Below are 24,247 nucleotides of genomic sequence, written 5' to 3' on the forward strand. Positions count from 1 at the left end.
TCTCATCCGTGATGGATGAGATACCTCTTTTTAGCTAAAATACTTTACATAATTACAGTATTGATCTTGTTTCATATTAAGATTCTCATATAGCTTCCGTGCATGAACATTATCAGTTGCCGTTTGAAGCGTCACGTAGCGAGCATATTGCTGTTCACAATATTGAAATACCTTTTCCATCAATGCCTTGCCCACCCCTTGGCCTCTAGCTTCTTCTTTTACATAAATATCATTTAATATATATGCACGCTGTAATGCAATGGACGAAAATGTCGGATATAATTGTGCAAAGCCAATTATATTTCCATTTTCTACAACTACAAAAATAATGGATTCTTTTAAGGCCATTCGTAATTGTAAAAATGCCTTCGCACTGCTTACATCTGACTCAATCCCATAAAACTGGCGATATTCATCAAAAAGCACTGTTAGCTCCTCTAGCTCATTCATTGTTGCTTGAAGTATTTCCATCCTATTCTCCCCTTGTGTCTACCCATGATCGTCTAAAATTATGAATCTAGTTTTCATTATAAAGGAAAAAATGGAATAAATAAAAGAATATCCATCCTATTCTAGCAAGGAGATACTTTAGCACAGCTTTTCATCTAAAACTTCGGAAACAATTTGCTCAATATGTCTTCAGGTTCTATTCCACCTATTGCGAATGCTTTGAGGTGCCCGTATGTATTAGCAGGTTCCTTCTTTAAGAAAGATTTTTTAATGTATTTAAAGTTTTGTATCCTTATTATTTTAAATGAGTTTGGAGGATTCGTATGCTAAAAAGAAAGTTTGGAGACCGTTCACAATGGCAACGAGTTATAGAAAGAAAATATGGCCAGTCATACCTTGATTCTAAAGATTTTAAGGGTTATATCACTTTATTAAAAACAGTAAAAGTGACAGAACCCCTTTCCGTGAATTATGGAGAGAAAAGATTATGTATTGTCGATAATGGCTATATATGGTTGCAACAATTTCCTCTTGAGAAAAACCATGCAGTAACAACAATGTTTGATGCTAACGGAGAAATAATTCAATGGTATATTGATATTTGCAATAAAAACTCAATCGAAAATAATGTGCCTTGGATGGATGATTTATTTTTAGACCTCATTTTGTTGCCGTCAGGAGAGCTGATTGAAAAAGATGCTGATGAATTAGAAGAAGCTTATGTAGCTGGTATCATTGATAAATCTCTTTATGAATTGGCATGGAACGAACTAAACAGTATAAAAAGAGATATAAGTAAAGGTGAATTTAAATTGGTTAATCTTTCTAAGCAGCATAAGGAAATATTAGTAAATAAAATAAATTAACTTTGGTTCTTCTCCTTACAAAACTCCATTTCGAAGTCATCTTTATTCAAAATGGAGTTTATATGTATTGGCAGCTTATTAAGTTTTACGAGCACATTATATGTAACTTTTAGAACACTCTTTCAAATTGACTATCTAGCACTAATTGATCACCTTGCCATCTGGTAATTTGTCAGCCTTTATCCACTCTTCTACAAAACAGTTAAAGAACTCGGGGTTTGCTAGTGAGACACCGTGGCCGATGTTAGATAACACAACACCTTTACAATTTGGATTGCTATTGACAAGATGGGCGGCTGATTTTTTCATGTTGCCCTTCTCTTTTTCACCAACCGTTACTAAAATACCGCATTGAGCTTTCGAAAAATTGTGAGGAAATGCAAATGACATATTTTCTTGCAATATTTTAATAAGGGTATCTAATTTCATCTTTGAACTATCTTGGTAATATTGCTCAAAATATTCTTCATCTACATACAATGTTTTAGCTTGAAGCTTCGCGAATGATTTATTTTTTATCAGCGGAAAAGATAATTTCACCACCCCTTCTTTCTTCGTTGTTGTATTTCTCGGGAAATAATCAGATTATTCTTTTACTTTATACACTGTATTTATTTTACTATTTTTAGTGTCATATTTATAGTTACTGCTGCATATATAATACTTGAAAAACATTTTGCATTTTTAATGAAGCATTGTGGCTCTTGGGATTGAGGAAGAAAGACAAAAAAATAATAAACATGGAGGTAATACAGATGGATCAAAACAAAACGAACGAACCAAAAGAATTATTAAAAGCCATTAACCCTTCCAGTTTAGGAGAATTTCCCCTCGCACCAATTAGTGGCTTATATGCATGGAGTGAACAGCTAATCCATGAGGAACTTCGCCTTGACGTAGACGGATACTACCCACAAATGGTAGCAAGCGGAACTATTATTTCAAACACGTCTTCTACTATTCATTGGATTGCCAAGTTAACAGCTAATGGTACAAATACTTGGACAGGCAATATTCGAAATAAATACCTAGACGAAATACAATCATTTCCTTATACAAATGTAAAAATACAGGTAACACGCGGTTCAATCCCTGAACAACATACTGCAGAAGTCATATTTCTTATCGGAGGGGAGACAGACAGAACTAGCACTTTCCAGTTTCAATCTCCTCACTTCCACCCTGTAGAATTTGAATTTGATGCTGAAGAAGGTACAACGCCATTCATAACCTATCAAACACATGCCCATCCAGACAAGCCTACATCTTTGCCGGATGAAACTTTGTCAATTTCAGAAGTTTTTAAACGCACTGGATTTGATGTAAAAATATCAGAAGGTAATAATATTGTTTCCAAAGACTATACAGGGACTGATAAAAAGTGGAACACTCAAGAGATGCATGATGCCATGCAAGTATATTGGTCACACTTTGATAATAAGCCCCAATGGTCCATGTGGACATTCTTTGCAAATTCGGAAGCTGAAGAAGGCCATGGTCTGGGCGGTATTATGTTTGATAGCATTGGTCCGAACCATCGTCAAGGAACAGCCATTTTTAATAATTCATTTATTTCCGATCCACCTAAAGGTGACCCCTCCCCAGAAGCTTGGGTACAGCGATATCGTTTTTGGTGTACTTGCCATGAGATGGGACATGCTTTCAATCTCCTGCACTCTTGGCAAAAACACCTAGGTCATCCTTGGGAACCGTTGGAGCGCCCTCTTACCCCAGAACCTAAGGCTCTAAGCTTTATGAATTATCCTTTCAAATTTGATGGCAACCAACAGGAGTTCTTTAAAAACTTTGAGTATCGTTTTAGTGATCAAGAGCTTTTATTTTTGCGACACGCCCCTGAGCGCTTCGTACAAATGGGTAATGCTGACTGGGCTGTTGATCATGGGTTTGAACAACCGATCATTTCTGATCACCCTTCTTTTAATCTTGAATTGAGAGTTAACCGTAAAACACCTATATTCCAATGGTTAGAACCTACCGTTATAGAAATCAAACTAACGAATACTTCAAATCAACCTCAGATAATAAATAAACATATTTTATCCGATTTATATGGAATGTCTGTAATGGTTAAAAAAGATGGCAAACAAGGTCGTCGCTTACTACCTTATGTTCAATTTTTAAGGAACCTAGAGAACAAAGTAATTATGCCTGGAGAATCACTGTATGAAACCATTTTCGCTTCCGTAGGGAAAAATGGCTGGTTAATTGATGATCCAGGATTCTATAACATTCAAGTAGCCCTGCAAATAAACGGCCATAACATCGTATCTAACAACTTAAGGCTACGAGTTTTACCACCTACAGGATACGATCAGGAATTCCTTGCTCAAGATTATTTCTCTGAAGAAGTCGGCCGGATTCTTGCATTTGACGGCAGCCGTTTTTTTGAAAAAGGGAACGATATCCTTCGTGAGGTAACAGAAAAACTTAGTGACCATGCTGTTGCTCTTCATGCTCATATCGCCCTTGCTAAACCGTTGGCGTTTGATTATCAATTCCTTGACTTCAAAGAAGACTCAGATACAAGAGGTAAAATCAAAATAATACCTGCCCAACCAGATGAGGCACGTAAACAGTTTACTTCTGCTTTAACTGCGCACAAACAAATAGCGGCTAAGACACTTTCCAACATAGATTATCATCAATATATGGTTACCTACAGTGAATTTCTAAGTAATCAAGCAGAAAACAAGGAAGCCGCAGAGGTACAGAATGTCCTTTATCAAACGCTGTCTGAACGGAATGTTCTAGACAGTGTATTACAAAAAATCAAAAATCGCAGCGAAATTTATGGACAAAAGGAAAATGAACACTTTACGAACAGCTAAAATAATTTAAGTTAAAACATTACTCATCGACAAAGATATTTAATTAAGATATAGAAAACTACAAATTGAAAACCGTTATTTCGAAAAAAGCTTGATCGAAATGACGGTTTTCTTTTGATTTTAACTAACTATTTCTTTATGAAATTAAACAAGTACTAGTTAGCTTAATAAGACGTAAGTGGTGCCATGATTATATAGTATTCCTTAAGAAACTAAATTCTTTACTCGTTCCTTTTACTTATGTTCGTCCCAAAAGTCCTTACTAAAACTCGTATTCGCATGATATTTCCCAACTGGTTTGGCAATATCTGAACCTCTAACGATCGTTCCTTTTCCAAACTTTTGTTCCATTTGATCAACGAGTTTAATGATTGGTTCTTCTTTTATATGTTCTTCAAAGTTAAATAACGTTAGCTGCTGTGTCGTTTCTTTAATATCACTGACATTCGATACGGTAACACCTAGTAATCGAACAGGCTCTTCACTCCAATGCTTATTAAATAAATACCACGCTTGCTCAATGATATCCTCTTTTGAATGAATCGCGTTATTGATGGACTTACTCCGTGTACATGTTTCCCAGTCTGCTGAACGAATGATGATACTTACGGTTACCCCTGCAAGTTTCTTAGCCTTTAATCTTTCCGCTACTTTTTCAGAAAGTGTTGCGATTACTTTATATAATTCATCTCTATCTGTCGTATCAAAAGAAAGTGTTGTAGAATTCCCTACACTTTTTGTATCGTATATTGCTTCTGGATCAACAGGTCTGTCATCTTCGCCATTTGCCTTTTGCTTCATACGTAGACCATTGATGCCAAAGTTTTGCTTTAATATATATTCATCAGCTACAGCTAGTTCTCCAATTGTTTGAATACCTAAATTACCTAATTTCTCCGCTGTACTTTTGCCAACCCCATGCATCTCAATTACATTCATCGGCCATAGTATTGTTGGTACATCTCGCTTACGGAGTATTGTAATACCCATCGGCTTTTTCATGTCACTTGCCATTTTCGCCAAAAATTTATTTGGCGCAATGCCGATTGAACAAGGGAGTTGCAGTTCGTTCCAGATTCTATCTTGAATATTTTGTACGTGTTGCAATACATTTTGGCCATCGACTATAGGAAGTTGCAAATAACCTTCATCGATTGAAACTGGTTGAAGAATTTCGCTATACTCTTTTAACAAATTAAAAAAAGACTTAGACGCAGCTCTATATCGTTCAAAATTAGGAGGTAGTACAATTAGCTCTGGGCACTTTCGCCGCGCCTCCCCGACATTCATAGTTGTATAAACACCTCTTGCTCTTGCTTCATAACTACAAGTAATTATAATACCTCTACGCTCTTTAGGATTCCCAGCTATAGCTATGGCCTTGCCTTTTAAACTCGGGTCATAAATCTGTTCTACTGAAGCATAAAAACTATTCATATCAATATGGAGAATGATTCTTGATTTATTAGCCATAATATTCCCTCCATAAATAACGTATTTTCGGCAACATCTAAATCGATTTAATGATGTGTATTTCTTGTTTAGATAGATGCGAAACGATAGGCTAAATTCTACGCTCCGTAAAACAAGAATATTTGTTCTTATTTTATCATCAAAAGGGATGTTTTGGCTATCACTAAGCGACATTCCTCACCTATTTTCTCATCGGAAACTGTCCCCGTTAGCTACTTGGTTTAATGTATTCTCCCGTTGAAGCATTAAAGCTTGCAGTATTCATTGTTGTGACACTTTATTCCATTTCAAAGTAGGCGGATATACTAATTCAATCACTTGTTTTATTGATCATTCTTGTTGTACATCGACTTCAAATGTAGCTTCATTTAATGAACAAGCAAATAATTTTTCGCTAGCACCAACTGAAATTAACAAATTTTTTTCATTTTCTTGATTCCGCTTCGTTAGTAAACTAAAAGAAATCCTACTAACATGAAAGCTAATAGGATTTCTTATCAAACATTATTTTAATACCACAGTAACATTAAAACTTATCTCAATATTTGCTGTTCCAATTAAATCTGCTAAAAGAAATGCGTCTAATCCTAAGACTTGCTAGTGATATTTTTGAATCATATAGTAAAAATTAAAAAGCTAAGAGTATTCAATTAAATGAAAACTCTCAGCTTTTTTGCATTACGGCAACCAGAGGAGATTACGACCAGTAGTCGCCAAAAGATGCTCTAAGTGGACGTGTTAGGATGTAAGCAATCCAGAAAGCCAACACTGCATATCATTTGGACCGATCCAATATTAAATCTGTTTGATCTCGAATAATGTATGCTTCTGGAGTAGCAATATTGGCTCTTTCCGTCATAGCGTTAGCATGATAATATAAAGGATTTGTCTCATATAGATAATCATCAAATTGTATTCCTGTAATTTCAGTTATTGTTGTTAAAGGAACTTGGTATTGTGTTAGTACATCCATTTTCTCTAGTAAGCGATTTTTTGTCGAAGAACGGAATTCCGCCTTTACGTTATGTCTCCAATAATCATCCTGTAATATTTTAAATGCGACTGAACGGAGCCTATCATCAACCCCTATAAAAAAAGCTACTTTCCAAAATCCGGCCGGTATCTTTATACCGCAACCTAAGGGTTTTTGATATCCACAGTACTCCCTGTCATTTTCCGTAAAGATCGGCCCAGTGAAAATTGAGAATTTTTTATTTTTGCTCTTAGTTTGATTAATAATCCACCCTTCGATGTCACCCCATTTTGTATGATGAAACTCCTTATGTTGAGGGGCAATATTTGCAAAGCAAAATGAATCACAATCTCCTTCCTTTGCTTCATCTCTTTCTCCCCAACCTACATCGTCTCTTCTAACAAGGTGACCTCTATCCCACAAGTCTGCTTGTCCTCCTTCATATAACCATCCACCTACCTGATTTTCCTCTCCAATCCGATCGTCAGTATGCCAATTATTACATCTTCTAAGTTGTATATCCCGTTCTTTATCCGTATTGTTCGCTCCATAAATGGCAAATTTCCGCTCTTTATTCATCACAATTGAAAAGTGCGTAAATGGATAAACTTTACCTCCTTCCAATGCTACTTGGCCTATATCTTCACGTAAACGTGGAAATGGGATAGGAAACTCTTCGCCTAAAAAGGTAGTATCAAAGCCTTTATTTAAACCCATTTTTGAACGACCTCCTTCTTATCTAGAAATCAAACCTAACAACTAGATCCTCTTGGACATTGCAAATATAGCAGAAATATGTTGCTCAAGAAAATAAAACAAAAGGGTGGGCATGTCCTAATTTTTTTGTTTCTATTTATATATTTGCACTGAGCAGCATATATGACTTCCACAAGCTGCTACGAAATAACTAATTCATCATTTGTTATGAAAAAGAATTCTAAATATTAAATGTTGACTTTTTGACTGAAGAAAAGCTTTCATTTTGAAAAAGTACCACTTGTCCTAACATATTCTAATCAACAAATGAATAATCCCCATCACTTTCAAGTAAATCCTTCAATATAATTAGTGCTTGTTCAAGCTGGTTTTCCGGTGCAGTGATGGCCAAACGCACCGCATTGATCGGTTTCACATTTCCCACAGCAAAGCGTTCAGCTGCATATACTTGCACACCTGCTTTTGATGCAAGCAATTCAAACTGCACACCAGTAAATTTTTCAGGCAGTATAAGCCATCTAAATATGCATTCTTCTTCCCCTAAAATGTTATAATCCCCTAAATATTGATTGACTAGTGAATTTTGTTGTTTTGCATACAATCGATGTTTCTCTAAAATGGATTGTGCAACACCATCATGAATCATCCTCGCTGTTAACTCCACCATCATCGGAGACACTGAGATATTTATATTATAAAGTGTTTCCATTATTTTCTTCCGAAGCGTTAAAGGTGTAACAATAAAGGATAGTCGTAAGCCCGGCGAGATGATTTTTGACAAACTAGCAATATAAATAACCTTTTCTGGTGCATAGGAAGCTATTGGTGCAAATGGCTGCTCCTTCAGAAAACTATATATCGCATCTTCTATGACGATTAAGCCTGTCTGCCTTGCAACTACCGCAATCATTTTTCTTGTTTCCATCGACATTGTATGGGTAGTAGGGTTATGAAAATCAGGAATAACATAAAGACCTTTAATATGCTCATTTTTACAAGCGTATAATAGCCCCTCTCTTGTCATTTCTCCATTTCTTTGTTGGATGGCTACGAGTTGGATACCCAACATATTTGCCGCTGTTTTTATCCCTGCATATGTAATGGGATCTGTACCAATTCGATCACCTGGCTGAAACAAAGCAGCTAATGTTCCAACAATGGCATTTTGTCCCCCCGCCCCAAGCAATATAGGTTGATCCGTTTGAAAGTTGACTTTTTCCAAAAGCTTCATTGCCGCCTCCGTTTGCCAAGCATTGCCTTCAGGTCGTCCGTATTGAAATAATTTGCTAAAATTCGGGTCATTCATCATCTTTTTCATATACCGTGTAATGTCCTCATTTGCATGATTTTCTGGTAATACAGACCCCATTTCAATCATATGAGAAGAATTACTAGTCGGTAATAAAATTTTATTCGTCGCGGCGTCTGATGAAACGAATGTTCCGCTTCCAATCGAGGCATAAATAAGCCCCTTCTGTCCACAAAGCTTAAACGCCCTTGTGATCGTGCTTAAATTAACGTCTAAAAAGTCAGCTAATTCCCGCTGTGGAGGAAGCTTAGTTCCTGGCGATAATTTTCCATTCTTTATATCTTGTTCAAGCTGTTCGGCAATTGCTATATATAACGGAGCCGAAATATTGCTTATATCGGGCTTCCAACTCATCGGATATTCTTCAAACGAATTTACTGGCATTAGCACAGCCCCTTCTCTCTCTTTGATTGCATACAATATTTAATTGTCTTGCATACAATGATAATATTGTATGCAAATGATTACAATGATATAATTTTTAAAAAATCAGAAAAAAGGACCGATACATTATGCAATTTTCAGAAAGAATTTTAAAAACCCCATCTTCATTCATCCGAAATATTTTGAAAGTAACTGATGCAGAGGATGTCATTTCCTTTGCAGGGGGTCTTCCTAACCCAATCTCGTTCCCGATTGATGCGTTACAGGCATCTGCGAACCATGCCATTGCTGAAAATGGCAGTCGTCTATTCCAATATTCATCTACGCAGGGTTATGCGCCTTTACGTGAATACATCGCTGCAAAATATCAACGTGTACACGGACTAGACATCCATGCTGACGATGTATTTATTACTACAGGCTCACAACAGGCTCTTGAATTAATTGGGAAAGTACTAATTAACAAAGGTGATGGCATTATTATTGAAGAACCTGGTTATTTAGGTGCCATTCAAGCCTTCACATTAAGTGAACCTACATTTTATGGAGTAACTCTCGAAAATGATGGCTTAAACTTAGAAGAATTAGAGAAAGCCCTTCAGCAACCAAATGTAAAATTCATTTATACAGTACCAAACTTCCAAAACCCAACAGGACTAACGTATTCTAAAGAAAAACGTCAGCAAATTTACGAAATCATTTCAAAATACGATGTAGCGTTAATCGAGGATGACCCATATGGAGAATTACGCTTCGAAGGTGAGCCACTACCATACATTGGTGCTGGTAAATTAGAAAATAGTATTTTGCTAGGTTCTTTCTCTAAAACAGTCACACCAGGAATGCGTCTTGGCTTTATCATTACAAAAAATAAAGAATTAATGCAGCATATTGAAACAGCCAAGCAAGCAACTGACCTACACACAAATATTTTCTCTCAATATGTCATTTATGATTATTTAGCAAACAATGACTATACGGAGCATGTCCAAAAAATTAAAGCATTATATCAAAATCAAGCACAGGCAATGCTAGATGCGATGGAAGAGTTCTTCCCTGCACATGTGGACTACACACGACCTGAAGGTGGAATGTTCATTTGGGCTACAATGAACAATGGAGCATCATCCTTAGATATTTTCCATAAAGCAATGGAGCAAAAAGTTGCTTTCGTACCTGGCGACCCATTCTACACTTCGAAAACGAATGTGAATACAATGCGACTAAACTATACAAATGCAACACCAGAAGTGATCCGTGAAGGTATTAAACGTTTAGGTAGTATTTTATAATCAAAACAAGAGAAAACCGTATGAGCGCTTTTGAACGCTTGTACGGTTTTCTACATTATACAGGATAATAGATGGTCATACTTAATCGTGTTAAAAGGCATAGTAGGTGTAATCAGTACATTCAGTTGGACCTTATTTGGTTCAGCTTTTCAAGCAGTACCAGCAACCGTTTAATATCGTGATGGCGCTTTTATGAGTGTGTAGTGCCATTTCAATTCTCATTCATTCATAGTTTTGTACAACGTAAAAACAACCCTCTTCGACGCGATAGCGCACAAAGAGGGTTGCTGATCTTTCACTACTTATATTATTTTGTATATGTTAAAACGGCATTTTTTTTGAATTTAGCTAAAGCTTGTGTTGCCTCATTTTTGTTTGTATACTCAAAAATTCGAACGTCCTTTTTATCAAATACTGTAATAACCCACATTAATAAAATCTCCCTTCCAACTCGTTTTTGTAATATAACAATCAATGAAAATCGTGCTACTTTTTCTAACTGTATCACAACAACCTCTTGCTCAATTCTTATTTTACACCGATTTTTTTAAAAAGAAAGCATTATGTGAAGCCCTTCACAAACTGTTCAATTTCAAAACGCTTTCATTGAACAATTTGTGAAAACCTAAATTTTCAAGGTATAAAAACAATCTTTATACCGTTTCAATATTGTCTATCCGTCGTTCGGGGTACACTATCGATTACTTTCTCCTTTCTTATCCGTTCAATACAAAAAAACCGTATGTACGCCTTTTCCACGACGCACATACGGCTTTTCAATTTCGATGATAATTAAGTAGTAGTAGTAAATTTTATTTCATAAGTTTTATTTAGCAGAACGCTTCTTCTTGCTTCGCTGATAATTCAATTTCAAAGCCTAAATCCTCAAGCATACGATAATCACTGTTTGCTTCTTGACCTTCAGTTGTTAAGTAATCCCCTACAAAGATACTGTTTGCTGCATATAGACCTAGTGGCTGAAGTGACCCAAGATTGACTTCGCGACCACCAGAAATACGAATTTCTTTTGTTGGATTAATATAACGGAACAACGCTAAAACCTTTAAACAATAGCGTGGATTTAATTCTTTCGTTCCTTCTAGTTTCGTACCGTCAATCGCGTTTAAGAAGTTGACAGGAATAGAATCCGCGTCTAATTGATGAAGTGCACGTGCAATATTCACGACATCCTCTTTTGTTTCTTTCATACCGATAATGGCACCTGAGCAAGGTGATATTCCATGCTTTTTCGCAATCTCAACCGTATTTACACGGTCCTCATACGTATGGGACGTAGTAATATAGGAGTGATGTCGTTCAGATGTATTTAAGTTATGGTTGTAACGGTCTACCCCCGCTTCTTTTAATTGCTGTGCCTGTTCTTCTTTTAATAAGCCAAGACAGGCACATACTTTTAAGCCATACTTTTCTTTAATTTCTGACACAGCCTCACTTACGACATTGACATCCTTTCGAGTTGGCCCACGACCACTTGCTACGATGCAATAAGTACCAATTTTATTGTCAAATGCTCGTTTTGCCCCCGCTAAAATTTCCTCTTTCGTAATGAATGGATATTTGTCAATCGGAGCTGTTGATTTAGATGACTGTGAACAATAGCCACAATCCTCTGGGCAATAACCGCTCTTAGCATTCATAATCATATTTAATTTTACTTTTTTCCCATAATAGTGCTTACGAATGGCAAAGGCTCCGTCCATCACCTTCAAAAGCTCATCATCGTCACTATTTAAAATAGCAAGAGCCTCCTCATTGCTAATGATCTTCCCCTCAATAACTTCCTCTGCTAATTGTAACCAATTCATTAGACATTCTCCCTCTCTACTTGTACAATCTATCAAATATGCCACGGCATAATTGCGTCCGGAATCGGCTTTGTGCTTAGGCCTGCAGATGTTTTTTGTGCGAAAGCGCAGTGCTAACGTATCGGCAGCAGCAGCATGATGCAGGTCAGTTAGCCGTTATCGCATGGATGCGATGGTTTTGGGCTAACATCCCCTAAGTATTCCTTTCCGATTCCGTGACATCCGCCGGAGGCTATAACTTATTTCAGCTAATGTTGGATATCCGCTAAAAAACAACTTAAATCTGCATTTATCTCTCCACCTATAGAGGTGGGAGACTTCTGTAGCTGACGCTTTGCTTTCGCTACAAAAGAGATTTGCTGAAAGAAGGTATTGCCCTTGCTGAATTAAATACTTTGTAAAGTCGCTCAGCCAGAAGTGCAGAAGCGATTGCTAAGCAAAAATCTGCAACAATACTGTTTAAAAAGCCAACTAAGAAAATATGTGACCAGCTAGTTTCCATGTGTAACCAGAAATTCAAAGACACATATAAATATGGAACTGCCACCGCATAAATAACGATAAGCCCGACAATATTTGCACCGATAAAATGTTTTTTCGTTGGAGTATCCACTCTTTCAATGATGAAACCAATGACTAAAGCTGCCAGTGCAAAGCCAATAAGATAACCAAATGTTGGTTGCAGTACATAGGTGATGCCTCCACCTTGTGTAAAAACGGGCAAGCCAACTAAACCAACGCCTATATAGACGAGCTGACTTTGAAATCCATTGCGACTGCCGAGCAAGCAACCTGCTAAAAAAACAAAGACAATTTGTAGTGTAAAGGGCACTACAGGTAGCGGTATTTTAATAAACGCCCCGATTGCGGTTAAAGCGGCAAACAGCGCAATCATGACAAGTGACAGTGTTGATTGTCGTTTGAACAAACTACTCCCTCCCACTCCTCAAAAAATTGCATAAGCGTTTCTTTTGTTGTATCAATCATAAAACGCATTTCATCATCAGATATAATGTAAGGAGGCATGAAATATAATATATTGCCAAGAGGACGAATCAGTAAGCCTTTCTCTAAAGCACGTTTATAGATTTGATAACCGATACGTTCTTCACTTGGAAGTGGCTCCTTTGTTTCACGATTGGCGACTAGTTCAATAGCGCCAACTAACCCTACCTGTCGATATTCGCCAACAAATGGCAATTGTTCAAATGCCTGCATAGCTAGCTTTCGCATACGTTCACCCTTGTTTTGTACAATGTCGATCACACGCTCCTCTTCAAACATTGTTAAAACTTCTAGAGCTACTCGACAAGCCAGTGTATTACCAGAATAGCTATGAGAGTGTAAAAACGCTTTCATCGTGCCATAATCATCATAAAAAGCGTTGTAAACAGCGTCAGTCGTTAATACAGCGGATAGTGGCAAATAACCACCTGTTAAACCTTTTGACAAGCACATAAAATCTGGAGCAATATCTGCTTGCTCACAGGCAAATAGTGTACCTGTACGCCCAAAACCAACTGCAATTTCATCTGCGATTAAATGAATATCGTATTTTGTACAAAGCTCTCGTAATCGCTTCAAATAGATTGGAGGGTACATTTTCATACCCGCTGCCGCTTGAATTAGTGGCTCAATAATAACTGCGGTAATTTCTTCATGATGCTGATGAAGCTCTTCTTCAACAAATTGTATACATTGGGCATGACAGCTTTCAGGCTTCTCTTTGAAAGGACATCGGAAGCAATCTGGCCCCTGTGCACGCACCGTATCCAATAATAGTGGCTGATATACTTCGTTATACAACCCTACCCCTCCAACAGATAAGGCACCAAGTGTTTCACCGTGATAAGCATCCGTTAAAGCTAAAAACCGCTTTTTCGTTGTTTTTCCAGTTTGCATATGATACTGAAAACTCATTTTTAGTGCGACCTCTATAGCTGATGAGCCGTTGTCTGCAAAAAATACTTTATTTAAACCATCCGGCGTTAAGGCTACTAATTTTTCTGCCACCTTAATCGCAGGTTCATGTGAAAAGTTCGCAAAAATCGCATGTTCTAATGTAAATGCTTGATCACTTAATGCCTGACTAATACGAGGATTCGCATGTCCAAACAAATTAACCCACCAAGAAGATACGGCGTCTAAATAGCGATGATTATTTTCATCGTAAAGCCAAACACCTTGTCCTTTTTTAAGTACAATAGGCGGAAATTGCTCATAGTCCTTCATTTGTGAGCATGGATGCCAGACATGTTGTAAATCTCTTTTCTGCAATTCAGTTAATGCTTGTTTCATAGTTGACCAGCCTTTCAAACAAAGATGTACCCGAAATGGAATAGTCAACAGCTTGTGAAATATCTGGAAGCTTTGGAATCGTCGCATATGGTAAATCATGATGTTGTAGAATCGTTTTCACATTATCTTGTTCCATCTTACTGCCTGTGTCTCCATTAAATACAATGCCAAGAACCTCAACATTTCGAGTATGTAAAGCCTCGAGAGTTAGCAAGGTATGGTTAATCATTCCTAGTGTTGTTCGTGTGACAATAACAACTGGAAGCTTACTTTGAACGATTACATCAAGGAGAGTATTTTCTCCAAATGTATCCAATGGAACAAAAAGTCCCCCTGCTCCCTCACAAATCACGACATCGTTTGATTGCTGTAACTTCTGAATTTGCTGTAATAAATGCTCCACATTAATTTGCTGGCCCTCCAGTTGCGCAGCAAAATGTGGTGATGCGGCTTCCTTAAACGAATAGCCATTTAAATTTTCTGGCTCCAGTCTTTGTAATGAATACTTTTCATACATTGCTGTATCGTAGTAATAGCAATGCCCATTCTCATGTATCTCGCCCGTTTGCACAGGCTTGTAAGGCGTGACTTGTAGATTATGCTGCTGTAATTGTCGCATCAGTAATGTGGTGATAACCGTTTTACCGACATCTGTATCTGTCCCTACAACCCAAAAATGTTGCATTGTTAACCTCCCCCTTTAAGTTAACTAATTACATTTCTAAAGTTAACACATATATTTTTATTTTGTAAATGCTATTTCCATATTTCTTCATAAACGATACTTTTCTTAACAAAAAATAAGGAATTTTGCGATAATTTAATAAGTTTTTAATTCACAAAAAACACTAGGCTCTTACCTTGAGGTAAAAATCTAGTGCCATATTGTTAAAAAACTATATTTTGTCAATGATATTTGTCCAATTAAATAAAGTTTGGCTGTTCGGCAATACGAGGGGTTGATTTCCGTTCCGACTGGGCGCTTTGTGCTGTGCGAAAGTGGAGTGCTAACGAAGCGGCAGCAACAACTGTTTTCTGTGCGAAAGCGGAGTGTTAACGAAGCGGCAGCAACAACTGTTTTCTGTGCGAAAGCGGAGTGTTAACGAAGCGGCAGCAACAACTGTTTTCTGTGCGAAAGTGGAGTGTTAACGAAGCGGCAGCAACAACTGTTTTCTGTGCGAAAGTGGAGTGTTAACGAAGCGGCAGCAACAATATTTCAACTGCGCGAAAAGGAAAGTATTTTTTCCGGATATTATCAAAAATTTAAAGGATTTCCTTCTTCGTTCGTAGTATTAAAACTAGACGGGGGTGGTTGTATGTTTGGTATTTTTAAAGAATCAGAAAAGATTATAGATACATATGAGCAAGTTGCTTTTATTTTAAAATACTTGCTCACATACGAGCTAAAAGACTTACCTATTCGTTATGAATTTTGGTATCGCGTGGCTATTCGTCAGGAAGAATTGCGAACATTAAATACTGAGCATCGAGCAAAGATTACGATGACTACAGCAGTAGGTCGCTTTCACAAAGCACAATATGAGGTAACGAAACAACAATTGGCAAAGCTTGAGCGCCTCGCAGATATATATAAATCGTTTTGTATCGCGGAAGAACGAGAAGCATTAAACCATCGACTCCATTTCCAAAAGGAAGCGATTACGGAGCTATATGAGCATGTTCAAAATAAAGAGCTATTTCTATATTGTGATTCTGTACAGCAACAATTTTGGGATGCAGTCAGTGAAGATATATTAAATGCAATTGCCCACCTGGATTAGCAGATGGGCAATTTCCAGGTCTATCTATTTTTCTATGAGTCTTCCTTTATCCATCTGTACAAGTCGATAAAAACATTTAAAGGCTTCTCTTCTATAGCCATCGCGAAAACGATTCCTTCCTCCTACGTAATGGACAGTACTATAGCGCCTTTCCCCCTTGCAAATGATATTCCACATATCTTTTGCGATATCCGCTTTCCTTTCTTCATGATTCACTATTTTTGGCATATCTTTATAATCTTTTTTAATACAATTGTTTTAATTAAAAACTTACGGTACTTTAATTACTATAACTGTATTAATTAAAGTTTGGAGGTTTTATATGATTGCCTGGATTATTACTGCGGAAATCGCCTTTTGGATTGTTATTATTCTAGGGCTTATTTGCAGATATGTTTTGAAAATGCCGAAACTGAGCATTTTCTTTTTTGCACTAACACCTGTTATAGATTTGTTACTTGTCACCCTCACTGCATTAGATTTAAAAGCAGGCACTTCCGCTTCTATATCTCACGGCATAGCAGCTATCTACATTGGGGTCTCCATAGCCTATGGTAAAACGATGATTACATGGGCAGATGAAAAATTCCAACAATGGTTTTTAAAATCTGTCCATAAAAAAGAGCCATTGACTGGAATGGCAAAAGGTAAGCATGAAATGAAAATGCTTGGACAGCATATTGTTGCCTTCATCATTGGTACTGGATTATTGTATGCTATGTCTCTTTTCGTTGGTTCAAATTCTGATACATCTCCCCTATTTCAAGTAATGAAAGTTTGGGGTATTGTCCTTGCGATTGATACTGCAATAAGCATTTCATATGTTTTATTCCCCAAAAAGAAATAACTCAAATTTCGAAACATTTCTCCTCTTTATTCGTAAGTAAATAAAAGGAGAGGACGTTAATGACAATAGATATTAATATACATAAAGGTGGCTATGTAGAAGAAGAAATCGTTATTACGGACATTCAATTTCAAGTAAACAGCGGTGAGCTTGTTGGATTAATCGGTTCAAATGGGGCAGGTAAAAGTACAACCTTGCAGGGAATGATGGGTGTCTTACCAATTATGGATGGTCATGTCTCAATAGGAACTTACGGCTACATACCAGAAAGACCAATTTTGTATGAGTATTTTACATTATGGGAGCATATTGATTTTTACATGCGTGTAGCAGGTAAAGAGGCTTCTTTAACCGATCGTGCACATGAATTACTAGATATTTTTAAATTAGACCATAAGCTACATGATTATCCAACAACGTTTTCCAAAGGTATGCAACAAAAAGTGATGCTTATTTTAGCATTTCTTCACAATCATTCTTCCTATATTTTAGATGAACCATTTATGGGGCTAGATCCACAGGCAATGCGTAAGCTCTTAACGACTTTAGACGAATTAAAAGCGCAAGGTGCCTCCATTTTAATGAGTACACATGCGCTCGATACGGCAGAAAAAATATGTGATCGTTTCATACTGATTGATCATGGGCGAATTCTACAGCAAGGTACACTCACATCATTACGCCTAACGGTGAAACAGGACAAAGCATCTCTTCTTGATATTTTCGATACATTACTTGAGGAAAATCACCATGACTAGTTTATTTCAGCAACGAAGAAAAATAGAGCGCTCCAATAATTTTAAGCTACTAGCAAGCATTATCGATTGGACAGTCGCCTTATATATTGTTGTGCCATCTCTTGTGATTGGCTTTTTCCTCTATAAAGACTTTATTCTTAATGTCCAAACATCATGGGTTGCTCATACTACTCCTGTTATCTACATTGTGCTGTTACTTTTCATCACACAAATTGAAACAATTCGTACATTTTTACAACGAGCTGATCGCCTTTTTTTAATCCAAAATCAAAAACAAATGATAAAGTTAAAACAAGCTGGTCTTTATTGGACGTTTAGTAAGCAGCTCTTCATACTTGTTTCTGCCCTTACTTTATTAGCGCCCATTTTTATAATCGTTCATCATATAACAATTTTGGAATTACTTATTTTATTACTGCTACTATTTACAACTAATTTTTTCAATGCACTTGTAAAATTAAGACTTCGTAAATGGCAGCAGCTTTTAAGTAAAATTGTGATGTGTATTCTCGGCACAGTTTTCTTTTTGTATGTACCCAATATTATTACGGCACTTTTTTATCTAATTCTTTTTGTCTATTGCGCAAGCTATTATTATAGACATTTTATTTATAGCACGAAATATTTTGATCAGCAGGTGAAGCTCGACCAAGCAGCTTTTTATAAATGGCAAAGTCTCTTATTTCGAATTACTCCTGAACTTAAAAGTCAGTTAGTGCCAAAATTTACAAAGCCTCGTCTACTATGGAAAAATTCAAAGCGCATGTTTAGACGTTCCGATTATTTTATAGAGGAAATAGTATGCAAAACGATGCTTCGCCAAAAACAGTATCGCCTTGGCTATCTTCGTTTTTTAGCGATGGGGATTGGGCTTACCATCATTGTTCCGACTTGGGGTAAATTTATCATAATTGGAATGCTTTATTTTACTTTACGTAGCGTTATGCAATCGATAATCCAACAAATTATTGAGCACAGAATTTGGTCAATCTTTCAATTATCCAATGAACAAATTCAGATAGCTAAAAGTCGATTAATTAAAGGGTTTGTAGATTTCCCATTATGTGTTCTTGTTATCTTAGTTATTTTTAGTCTTGTACATTAAACAGGTGCTAGCTTAGTTGCTAGCACCTGTATTTTATTATCTATTATTTTCCATTCCGTATAATAGCATATTTCTAAATTCCTGCACTTGGTCCGCTTTAATCGCCACTTTGTTATAATGTTTTTTTAGTCCAAGCATAAAAGTCACTTCCACAGGTTCCCTCATCTTTAAAATAAATTGTGGGTAGGCCTCACCAAAATCACGTGCTACAAAATCAATCGTATCTTTAGATAATTTTTCTTCCAACTGTTCCTTATCTTCAATAAGTTCTTCAATATCTTCAAAGCGAATTTCTGCACGTTTCATCAAACCTAAAGACAAATACAGCTTATCAGATGTAACATAGACAGGATTTAAACGAATTGCCTGCATATCTGCAATAAAAAATACAACAGAGTATACATTAAAAATAAGCAATAGAATAGAAAGAACCATTGATTTCTCATGTAACCACCAGTGAATTCCTATTGTTTCAATGGCAATTCCATGAATGATCATGATTTGAAAAGCAATATAGCTGGAGTTTTTATGTAAGGTTAATCCTGGACGCTCTTTTCTCTTCCAGCTTGCAAAACTATAGTAAAGTACTAAAAAGTCTGTGCACAGCATTTGAATAATAAGATGCTTTGGGACATGTTTTTCAACTGCTTGTGGAAATGTGAACAGGTCTGGTAAAGTATTTGATCGTACATCTGCTAGAATTCTCGGCATGTAACGAACAAGAGTTGCCACTAGTAATATTTCTAATAAAATAATCGAACCTTCAATGGCAAATCCAACCCATGTTACCGCAACAAAAGGCTGTAGATGCTCGATTGGAATAATAAAACGGGCTGCAATACAACCAGTCGCTGCTAAAATTACCGCTTGTTTTACAGAAAACTTACCCTTATACAGCATAAATAAAACAGGCATTACAAGGAGAAAATCAATTAATGAACCAATGACAACTCCATTTGTTTCAGTTGGTAAAATGGATATGCCAAGTCCCGTGTTATAGAGTGTGTAATTACTAGCGAGAACGACTAACAAAAATGCTAGCCATATATTTTGCTTTTTCTTTAAAGCGATCATGTTAAATCTCTCCCTTTCTTAAATGATGATCATTTAATTCATCGATAATGCCTTCCTTAATGACAATTTGATTTAGTTTCTGAATAATCTTCTTTAATTCCACGACCTCACTTAATTCGAGCTTAGAATAATATTTAGAGATAATAAATCGTTTTATTTCTTCCTCTCGTTCAAAATACTTAATGCCTAAAGTATCTAAACTCACAAATATTTCACGTCGGTTTTCAGGATTAATACTCCTAATTACATATTGCTGTTCTTCAAGCTTACTAACCAATTGACCGACAGCACTTGAAGTAATATTCGAATAACTTGCAATCTGACCTATCGTCACTTGGCTATTTTTTTCAATAAAATCTAATAAAATTATTTGCTTAGGCGATAATTCATCAGTCACTAAATTCTGATGTAACTTAATGAAATGACTATCCATCGAGTAAATGGCATCATTTATTTCCTGTACAAGGTGATATAGAAGTTCTTCATCCTTTTTCATTAAAAACCAAATCCTTTAAGTAAAGTTAATAGTAAAGTCTCCTTTACTATTAACTCTACTTTACTACATTTGGTTATTGCTGTAAATAAATCCAGCGTTAAAGCTCCATCCTTATACCTATAATTTTCAATAATTTTTCACAAATGGGGATTTGATTCTCATTTCATGGCTAGTCCTTGCTTCGCGCGCGGATATTACCTCTCTTCCGCGGGTATTCTTGCTTCGCAGCCTAGAACTCCTTAAGCTGTTATAACAAATGTATTTTGGCTTAAAATTTCCTTCGGTAGTTTTTAATTTATCGGAACTTTGCTTATTCTATGTATGATTTTATACCTCACTGTTTTTCAGAAAAAACACTCTTAGCATACACTCTATAAATTTGGATTATTCCGAAAAATATTAGTCGTTAATTCCTATAAAAGATCATAAATACGATAAATCTATACATAAAATTTACTTATTTTATATATCCTTTTTCCTTGTCTGTCCATTATACTGAAAATATCATCAATCATATTAAAGGGGTATTTTTATGGATAAAAAAGTTATTTTTTTCGAAGTTCGTGGCGGCACAGATAAGGGACCAGATGGCTATCGACAAGATACAATGCCAATGGTGAATGCGCTAAAACAACGAGGACAGGATGCAGAAGTCATTTTCTTTGATGTGACAAAAAAAGAGGAAATTTATCATTATGTCAAAGAGCATGGTGCAGCCTTTGTATCACGTATAAATCCAGGAAACTTACAGCATGAGGAAGAATATTTTGATATGTTACGCGAGCTATGTAATGAAGGTGTCATCGGTATGCCTCATCCAGATGCAATGATTGGCTATGGCTCTAAAGATGTATTATCAAAGCTATCTTCTACAAATTTAGTGCCCAATGATACATTTGCTTATTATACGGTTGAAGCATTTAAAGCCCAATTCCCTACCTCTCTTGCTATTACTGAACGAGTTCTAAAGCAAAATCGTGGTTCAACGGGCGAAGGGATATGGCGAGTAAAATTAGTTGAACCTCTTGCTAAAGGGATTACAGAAGTGCCACTTGATGCGGAGATTAAATGTACCGAAGCAAAAGATAATCATGTGGAATATTGGAAACTTGGAGACTTCATGACGTTCTGTGAACAGTATATTACAGGTCCAAATGGCATGCTAATTGATATGCGCTTCCTTCCTCGTATTACTGAAGGTGAAATCCGCTTATTTATGCTGCGTGATAAAGCAGTACACGTAGTACATAAAAAACCAGCAGATTCCGAAGACGCTTTTAGTGCAACACTGTTCTCAGGAGCTCAATATCGCTATGACGCACCGGAAGACTGGGAAGAGCTTGTTCAAAACTTTTTAACCCAACTACCTCTCGTAACTAGTTTACTAGGCAATTATGCTTTACCACTCATATGGACGGCCGATTTCATGCTTGATACAAACGAAGCTGGTGAAGATTGCTATATTTTAGGGGAAATGAATTGTTCATGTGTAGGCTTCACTTCTGAACTCTCTTTAGCACATCAAGTAGCAGAGGAAATTCTCTCTTGTATCCATGAAAATGCCGAAGTTTCAGCGTAAAGTGGACTTTAAGTAATGGTGCTTTTACTGACGGATAATACAGGATAAATGAAAAAAGTGCGATCTTTTGGGATCGCACTTTTCATATATAGATCTTAATAGCTTGTATAAATTCATAGATAAAATACCCTGCAAAGCCAATTAATAATACACCCGCTACTATTGTAAGCGACTTTATGACCTTACGACTCATCGCTTTACGGGTAACAGAAACAATGGTCATCAAGCCTATATCATGTAACAATATGCCACTCAGAACCCCTGCAGCAATGACTAAAAAATGATCCGACTCCCCTTGCCCATATGATTTGGCTAGTACGACACCGAAAACATTTACCCAGAAAACTAAATTTCCAGGCGAAATTGCTACTAGTAAACCATTTCGATAAGACGTGAAAAACGATTTTGTCACTTTCTCGCCTGCCAGTGTAATATCATGGTCAGCATTTTTTATCGAATCCAAGCCTAAAAGGAATAAGAAGCCCGCCCCTATAAGCCACATAGGAATTTGAATGATAGGCATTGCTAAAATGGAGGCAAGTCCCATATATAAAGCAAAAACCAATACAACATCAATTGTCATACCGCCAAGCCCTACAGCCCAGCCATGCATAAAACCATTTTTTAGTCCTTGCTTTGTCATTTCTACTGTAATAGCTCCAACAGGCATGGCAATCGCAATTCCTACCAACACATACGCTACATATAAACTCAAAGCAACACTTCTTTCATGCAATCAATTTCGCCTTGGCGTAATTGCGTCCGGATTTTGAATTGTGCACGCACAATTCATTCCTTTCAAAATATCCGTGACATCCACCGGAGGCTTTATCTTCAATCAGTCGGTGTTTGGGTATCCACTGAAAAGGAACCAAATCCGCATTCATCTCTTCACCTATAAAGGTGGATGTAACTGTCGCGTTGCTTTCGCTACAAAAAAACATTTTGCTGCTGTCGCTTCGCTTTCGCACAGAAAAACACTTTTGTTGCTGTCGCTTCGCTTTCGCACAGAAAAACACTTTTGCTGCTGTCGCTTCGCTTTCGCACAGAAAAGATCTGCTGAATAAAGATAAAATAAGTTTCATACGTCCGTTTATATTTGTATTATAGCATAAAAATACAGAAAAAGACGTAAATATTAATAATTATTCATTTTAATGGAATAATTATTAATATAGTTAAACCTGATTGTTCATTCCCTATTTTATTTATGATTCCTTAATTATATGACATTATTTGGAGTCATACTTATAGCTTTCTACCCCCCCTAACTACGAGAGGTATCCTTTCTTTCTATAACATTTGCTTTTTCCATTGCAATAGTAGGTCATTAGATTTCGCAATGTCCACTTTTAGGGCAATCTGTTTAGCAGAGCAGCGTTTTTTAGCCTTTTCCCAGGCTTCTTCTAAAGCCGGTAAATAGCTTAAATTTTTTGTTGCTGCAACAAGTTGCAAGAAAATATTTCCTTGAATATAGTACCAGCGAGGGTTCATGCTATCTAACTGTATTGCTTCTTCAATGAGACGCAGTGCTAAATACGGACTGCCTTCACTACGGTTCAAAAACTGTGCAAAGGCTCCCCAGTAAAGAGCTTTATTTGGCTGTAATTTTACCGCTTCAACAAATTGCGCCATTACCTTATCATACTCCTTAGCAAGAACAAAATATTCCGCCATTGTATAGTAGGCATTCGCTTGCGCTTCCACGGATCCAGCTAATAATTCGTCTACCACTTTAGCAAACTGTTCATCATCCTGACTTCCTAAATAAGCAGCGAGTACATCACGCTCTGGGTAGGAGCCATCTGCCCGTTCAACACTTTGCTTCTCCTTCTCAGTAGACGGAACAGGCATATTTGCATAGCCGTTCGCTTCTAACAACGCGACGTGCTGTTGAATGGTTGCCAATGATTCATGTTCAGTAAACGCTCTATCAGCTAAAACTATTTTCGCTAACTGATAGCTTTCTTTCACTTTTCCACTTAAAAATAATTCATTTATCTGTTGGACTTGCTCATCAAACTGTTTGATCACTATTAAAATCCTCACCTTCACCAAAAGAAAAGTCTTATAGGTAGTTTACCATCTTTAGAGAGAAAAGGAGCTATTATCATCTAAAAATTCTTTCAATTCAACTAATTTCATATGCCGTATGTTCCATTAGATGAGC

The 24,247-nt window shown here is 36.7% G+C and carries 23 protein-coding genes; 9 read left to right on the forward strand and 14 right to left on the reverse strand.

Features of this window, described 5'->3' with window-relative positions:
- Window positions 1-30 precede the first annotated feature (30 nt).
- A complete protein-coding gene (locus BFJ97_RS11140) occupies window positions 31-471 on the reverse strand; it encodes a GNAT family N-acetyltransferase (RefSeq protein WP_068984715.1) in 441 nt (146 codons plus the stop codon).
- A gap of 302 nt (window positions 472-773) precedes the next feature.
- Between BFJ97_RS11140 and BFJ97_RS11145 the strand changes: the two genes are divergently transcribed.
- Window positions 774-1,316 (forward strand): DUF402 domain-containing protein, encoded by a 543-nt coding sequence (locus BFJ97_RS11145; RefSeq protein WP_068984716.1) that lies wholly within the window; start codon window positions 774-776, stop codon window positions 1,314-1,316.
- A gap of 141 nt (window positions 1,317-1,457) precedes the next feature.
- Here the strand turns inward: BFJ97_RS11145 and BFJ97_RS11150 are convergent, their stop codons facing one another.
- Window positions 1,458-1,856 (reverse strand): alpha/beta fold hydrolase, encoded by a 399-nt coding sequence (locus tag BFJ97_RS11150; RefSeq protein ID WP_068984717.1) that lies wholly within the window; start codon window positions 1,854-1,856, stop codon window positions 1,458-1,460.
- Window positions 1,857-2,071: 215 nt separating this feature from the next.
- Here BFJ97_RS11150 and BFJ97_RS11155 point away from each other — a divergent pair, with 215 nt between their 5' ends.
- Window positions 2,072-4,165: a hypothetical protein gene (locus tag BFJ97_RS11155; RefSeq protein ID WP_175401733.1), complete on the forward strand. Its 2,094-nt coding sequence runs from the start codon at window positions 2,072-2,074 to the stop codon at window positions 4,163-4,165.
- A gap of 234 nt (window positions 4,166-4,399) precedes the next feature.
- Here BFJ97_RS11155 and BFJ97_RS11160 read toward each other — a convergent pair whose 3' ends face one another.
- From BFJ97_RS11160 to BFJ97_RS11170, 3 genes are all read right to left on the reverse strand, one after another.
- Window positions 4,400-5,638: a DNA polymerase IV gene (locus tag BFJ97_RS11160; protein WP_068984718.1), complete on the reverse strand. Its 1,239-nt coding sequence runs from the start codon at window positions 5,636-5,638 to the stop codon at window positions 4,400-4,402.
- A 775-nt stretch (window positions 5,639-6,413) separates the two neighbouring features.
- Window positions 6,414-7,328: a DNA/RNA non-specific endonuclease gene (locus tag BFJ97_RS11165; protein ID WP_068984719.1), complete on the reverse strand. Its 915-nt coding sequence runs from the start codon at window positions 7,326-7,328 to the stop codon at window positions 6,414-6,416.
- 295 nt (window positions 7,329-7,623) lie between these two features.
- Window positions 7,624-9,021 (reverse strand): PLP-dependent aminotransferase family protein, encoded by a 1,398-nt coding sequence (locus BFJ97_RS11170; RefSeq protein WP_068984720.1) that lies wholly within the window; start codon window positions 9,019-9,021, stop codon window positions 7,624-7,626.
- Between the two features lie 128 nt (window positions 9,022-9,149).
- Between BFJ97_RS11170 and BFJ97_RS11175 the strand changes: the two genes are divergently transcribed.
- Window positions 9,150-10,313, forward strand: a complete 1,164-nt coding sequence (locus BFJ97_RS11175; RefSeq protein WP_068984721.1) for a PLP-dependent aminotransferase family protein — start codon at window positions 9,150-9,152, stop codon at window positions 10,311-10,313.
- Between the two features lie 307 nt (window positions 10,314-10,620).
- Here the strand turns inward: BFJ97_RS11175 and BFJ97_RS11180 are convergent, their stop codons facing one another.
- The 5 genes from BFJ97_RS11180 to bioD form a co-directional block, all read right to left on the reverse strand.
- Window positions 10,621-10,821, reverse strand: a complete 201-nt coding sequence (locus tag BFJ97_RS11180; protein ID WP_068984722.1) for a hypothetical protein — start codon at window positions 10,819-10,821, stop codon at window positions 10,621-10,623.
- A gap of 322 nt (window positions 10,822-11,143) precedes the next feature.
- Window positions 11,144-12,139 carry a biotin synthase BioB gene (gene bioB / locus BFJ97_RS11185; protein ID WP_068984723.1) on the reverse strand — a complete coding sequence of 332 codons (996 nt, stop codon included), beginning with the start codon at window positions 12,137-12,139 and terminating at the stop codon, window positions 11,144-11,146.
- Between the two features lie 343 nt (window positions 12,140-12,482).
- The gene (locus BFJ97_RS11190; RefSeq protein WP_068984724.1) at window positions 12,483-13,067 is read right to left on the reverse strand and encodes a biotin transporter BioY; all 585 of its coding nucleotides are present in this window, start codon (window positions 13,065-13,067) and stop codon (window positions 12,483-12,485) included.
- Window positions 13,031-14,437: an adenosylmethionine--8-amino-7-oxononanoate transaminase gene (gene bioA / locus BFJ97_RS11195; RefSeq protein ID WP_068984725.1), complete on the reverse strand. Its 1,407-nt coding sequence runs from the start codon at window positions 14,435-14,437 to the stop codon at window positions 13,031-13,033. The genes BFJ97_RS11190 and bioA overlap by 37 nt, the downstream gene beginning before the upstream one ends.
- Window positions 14,418-15,122: a dethiobiotin synthase gene (gene bioD / locus BFJ97_RS11200; protein WP_068984726.1), complete on the reverse strand. Its 705-nt coding sequence runs from the start codon at window positions 15,120-15,122 to the stop codon at window positions 14,418-14,420. Before bioD ends, bioA begins: the two co-directional genes overlap by 20 nt.
- 274 nt (window positions 15,123-15,396) lie before the next feature.
- Between bioD and BFJ97_RS24695 the strand changes: the two genes are divergently transcribed.
- The 5 genes from BFJ97_RS24695 (at window position 15,397) to BFJ97_RS11225 (ending at window position 18,928) form a co-directional block, all read left to right on the forward strand.
- Window positions 15,397-15,540, forward strand: coding sequence for a hypothetical protein (locus BFJ97_RS24695; protein ID WP_175401734.1), 144 nt, complete (start codon window positions 15,397-15,399; stop codon window positions 15,538-15,540).
- Between the two features lie 39 nt (window positions 15,541-15,579).
- On the forward strand, window positions 15,580-16,218 hold the full coding sequence (locus BFJ97_RS11205) for a hypothetical protein (RefSeq protein ID WP_254660157.1): 639 nt from the start codon (window positions 15,580-15,582) through the stop codon (window positions 16,216-16,218).
- A 322-nt stretch (window positions 16,219-16,540) separates the two neighbouring features.
- A complete protein-coding gene (locus BFJ97_RS11215) occupies window positions 16,541-17,065 on the forward strand; it encodes a hypothetical protein (protein WP_068984728.1) in 525 nt (174 codons plus the stop codon).
- Between the two features lie 59 nt (window positions 17,066-17,124).
- Window positions 17,125-17,823: an ABC transporter ATP-binding protein gene (locus BFJ97_RS11220; RefSeq protein ID WP_068984729.1), complete on the forward strand. Its 699-nt coding sequence runs from the start codon at window positions 17,125-17,127 to the stop codon at window positions 17,821-17,823.
- Window positions 17,816-18,928: an ABC transporter permease gene (locus tag BFJ97_RS11225; RefSeq protein WP_068984730.1), complete on the forward strand. Its 1,113-nt coding sequence runs from the start codon at window positions 17,816-17,818 to the stop codon at window positions 18,926-18,928. The genes BFJ97_RS11220 and BFJ97_RS11225 overlap by 8 nt, the downstream gene beginning before the upstream one ends.
- 36 nt (window positions 18,929-18,964) lie before the next feature.
- Here BFJ97_RS11225 and BFJ97_RS11230 read toward each other — a convergent pair whose 3' ends face one another.
- Entirely contained in the window at window positions 18,965-20,002 is a 1,038-nt protein-coding gene (locus BFJ97_RS11230) for a beta-carotene 15,15'-monooxygenase (RefSeq protein ID WP_068984731.1), read from the reverse strand.
- A gap of 1 nt (window position 20,003) precedes the next feature.
- Complete coding sequence (locus tag BFJ97_RS11235) at window positions 20,004-20,498, reverse strand: MarR family winged helix-turn-helix transcriptional regulator (RefSeq protein WP_068984732.1); 495 nt, start codon at window positions 20,496-20,498, stop codon at window positions 20,004-20,006.
- Window positions 20,499-21,030: 532 nt separating this feature from the next.
- On the opposite strand from BFJ97_RS11235, the gene BFJ97_RS11240 reads away from it, so the two are divergent.
- Window positions 21,031-22,077, forward strand: coding sequence for a Cj0069 family protein (locus BFJ97_RS11240; RefSeq protein WP_068984733.1), 1,047 nt, complete (start codon window positions 21,031-21,033; stop codon window positions 22,075-22,077).
- An 82-nt stretch (window positions 22,078-22,159) separates the two neighbouring features.
- On the opposite strand, the gene BFJ97_RS11245 is transcribed toward BFJ97_RS11240, so the two are convergent.
- A complete protein-coding gene (locus BFJ97_RS11245) occupies window positions 22,160-22,792 on the reverse strand; it encodes a LysE family transporter (RefSeq protein ID WP_068984873.1) in 633 nt (210 codons plus the stop codon).
- Window positions 22,793-23,370: 578 nt separating this feature from the next.
- Entirely contained in the window at window positions 23,371-24,111 is a 741-nt protein-coding gene (locus BFJ97_RS11250) for a tetratricopeptide repeat protein (RefSeq protein WP_254660158.1), read from the reverse strand.
- Between the last annotated feature and the right edge of the window lie 136 nt (window positions 24,112-24,247).

It is taken from the genome of Lysinibacillus xylanilyticus, from assembly GCF_001708185.1.
Classification (GTDB): domain Bacteria; phylum Bacillota; class Bacilli; order Bacillales_A; family Planococcaceae; genus Lysinibacillus; species Lysinibacillus xylanilyticus_A.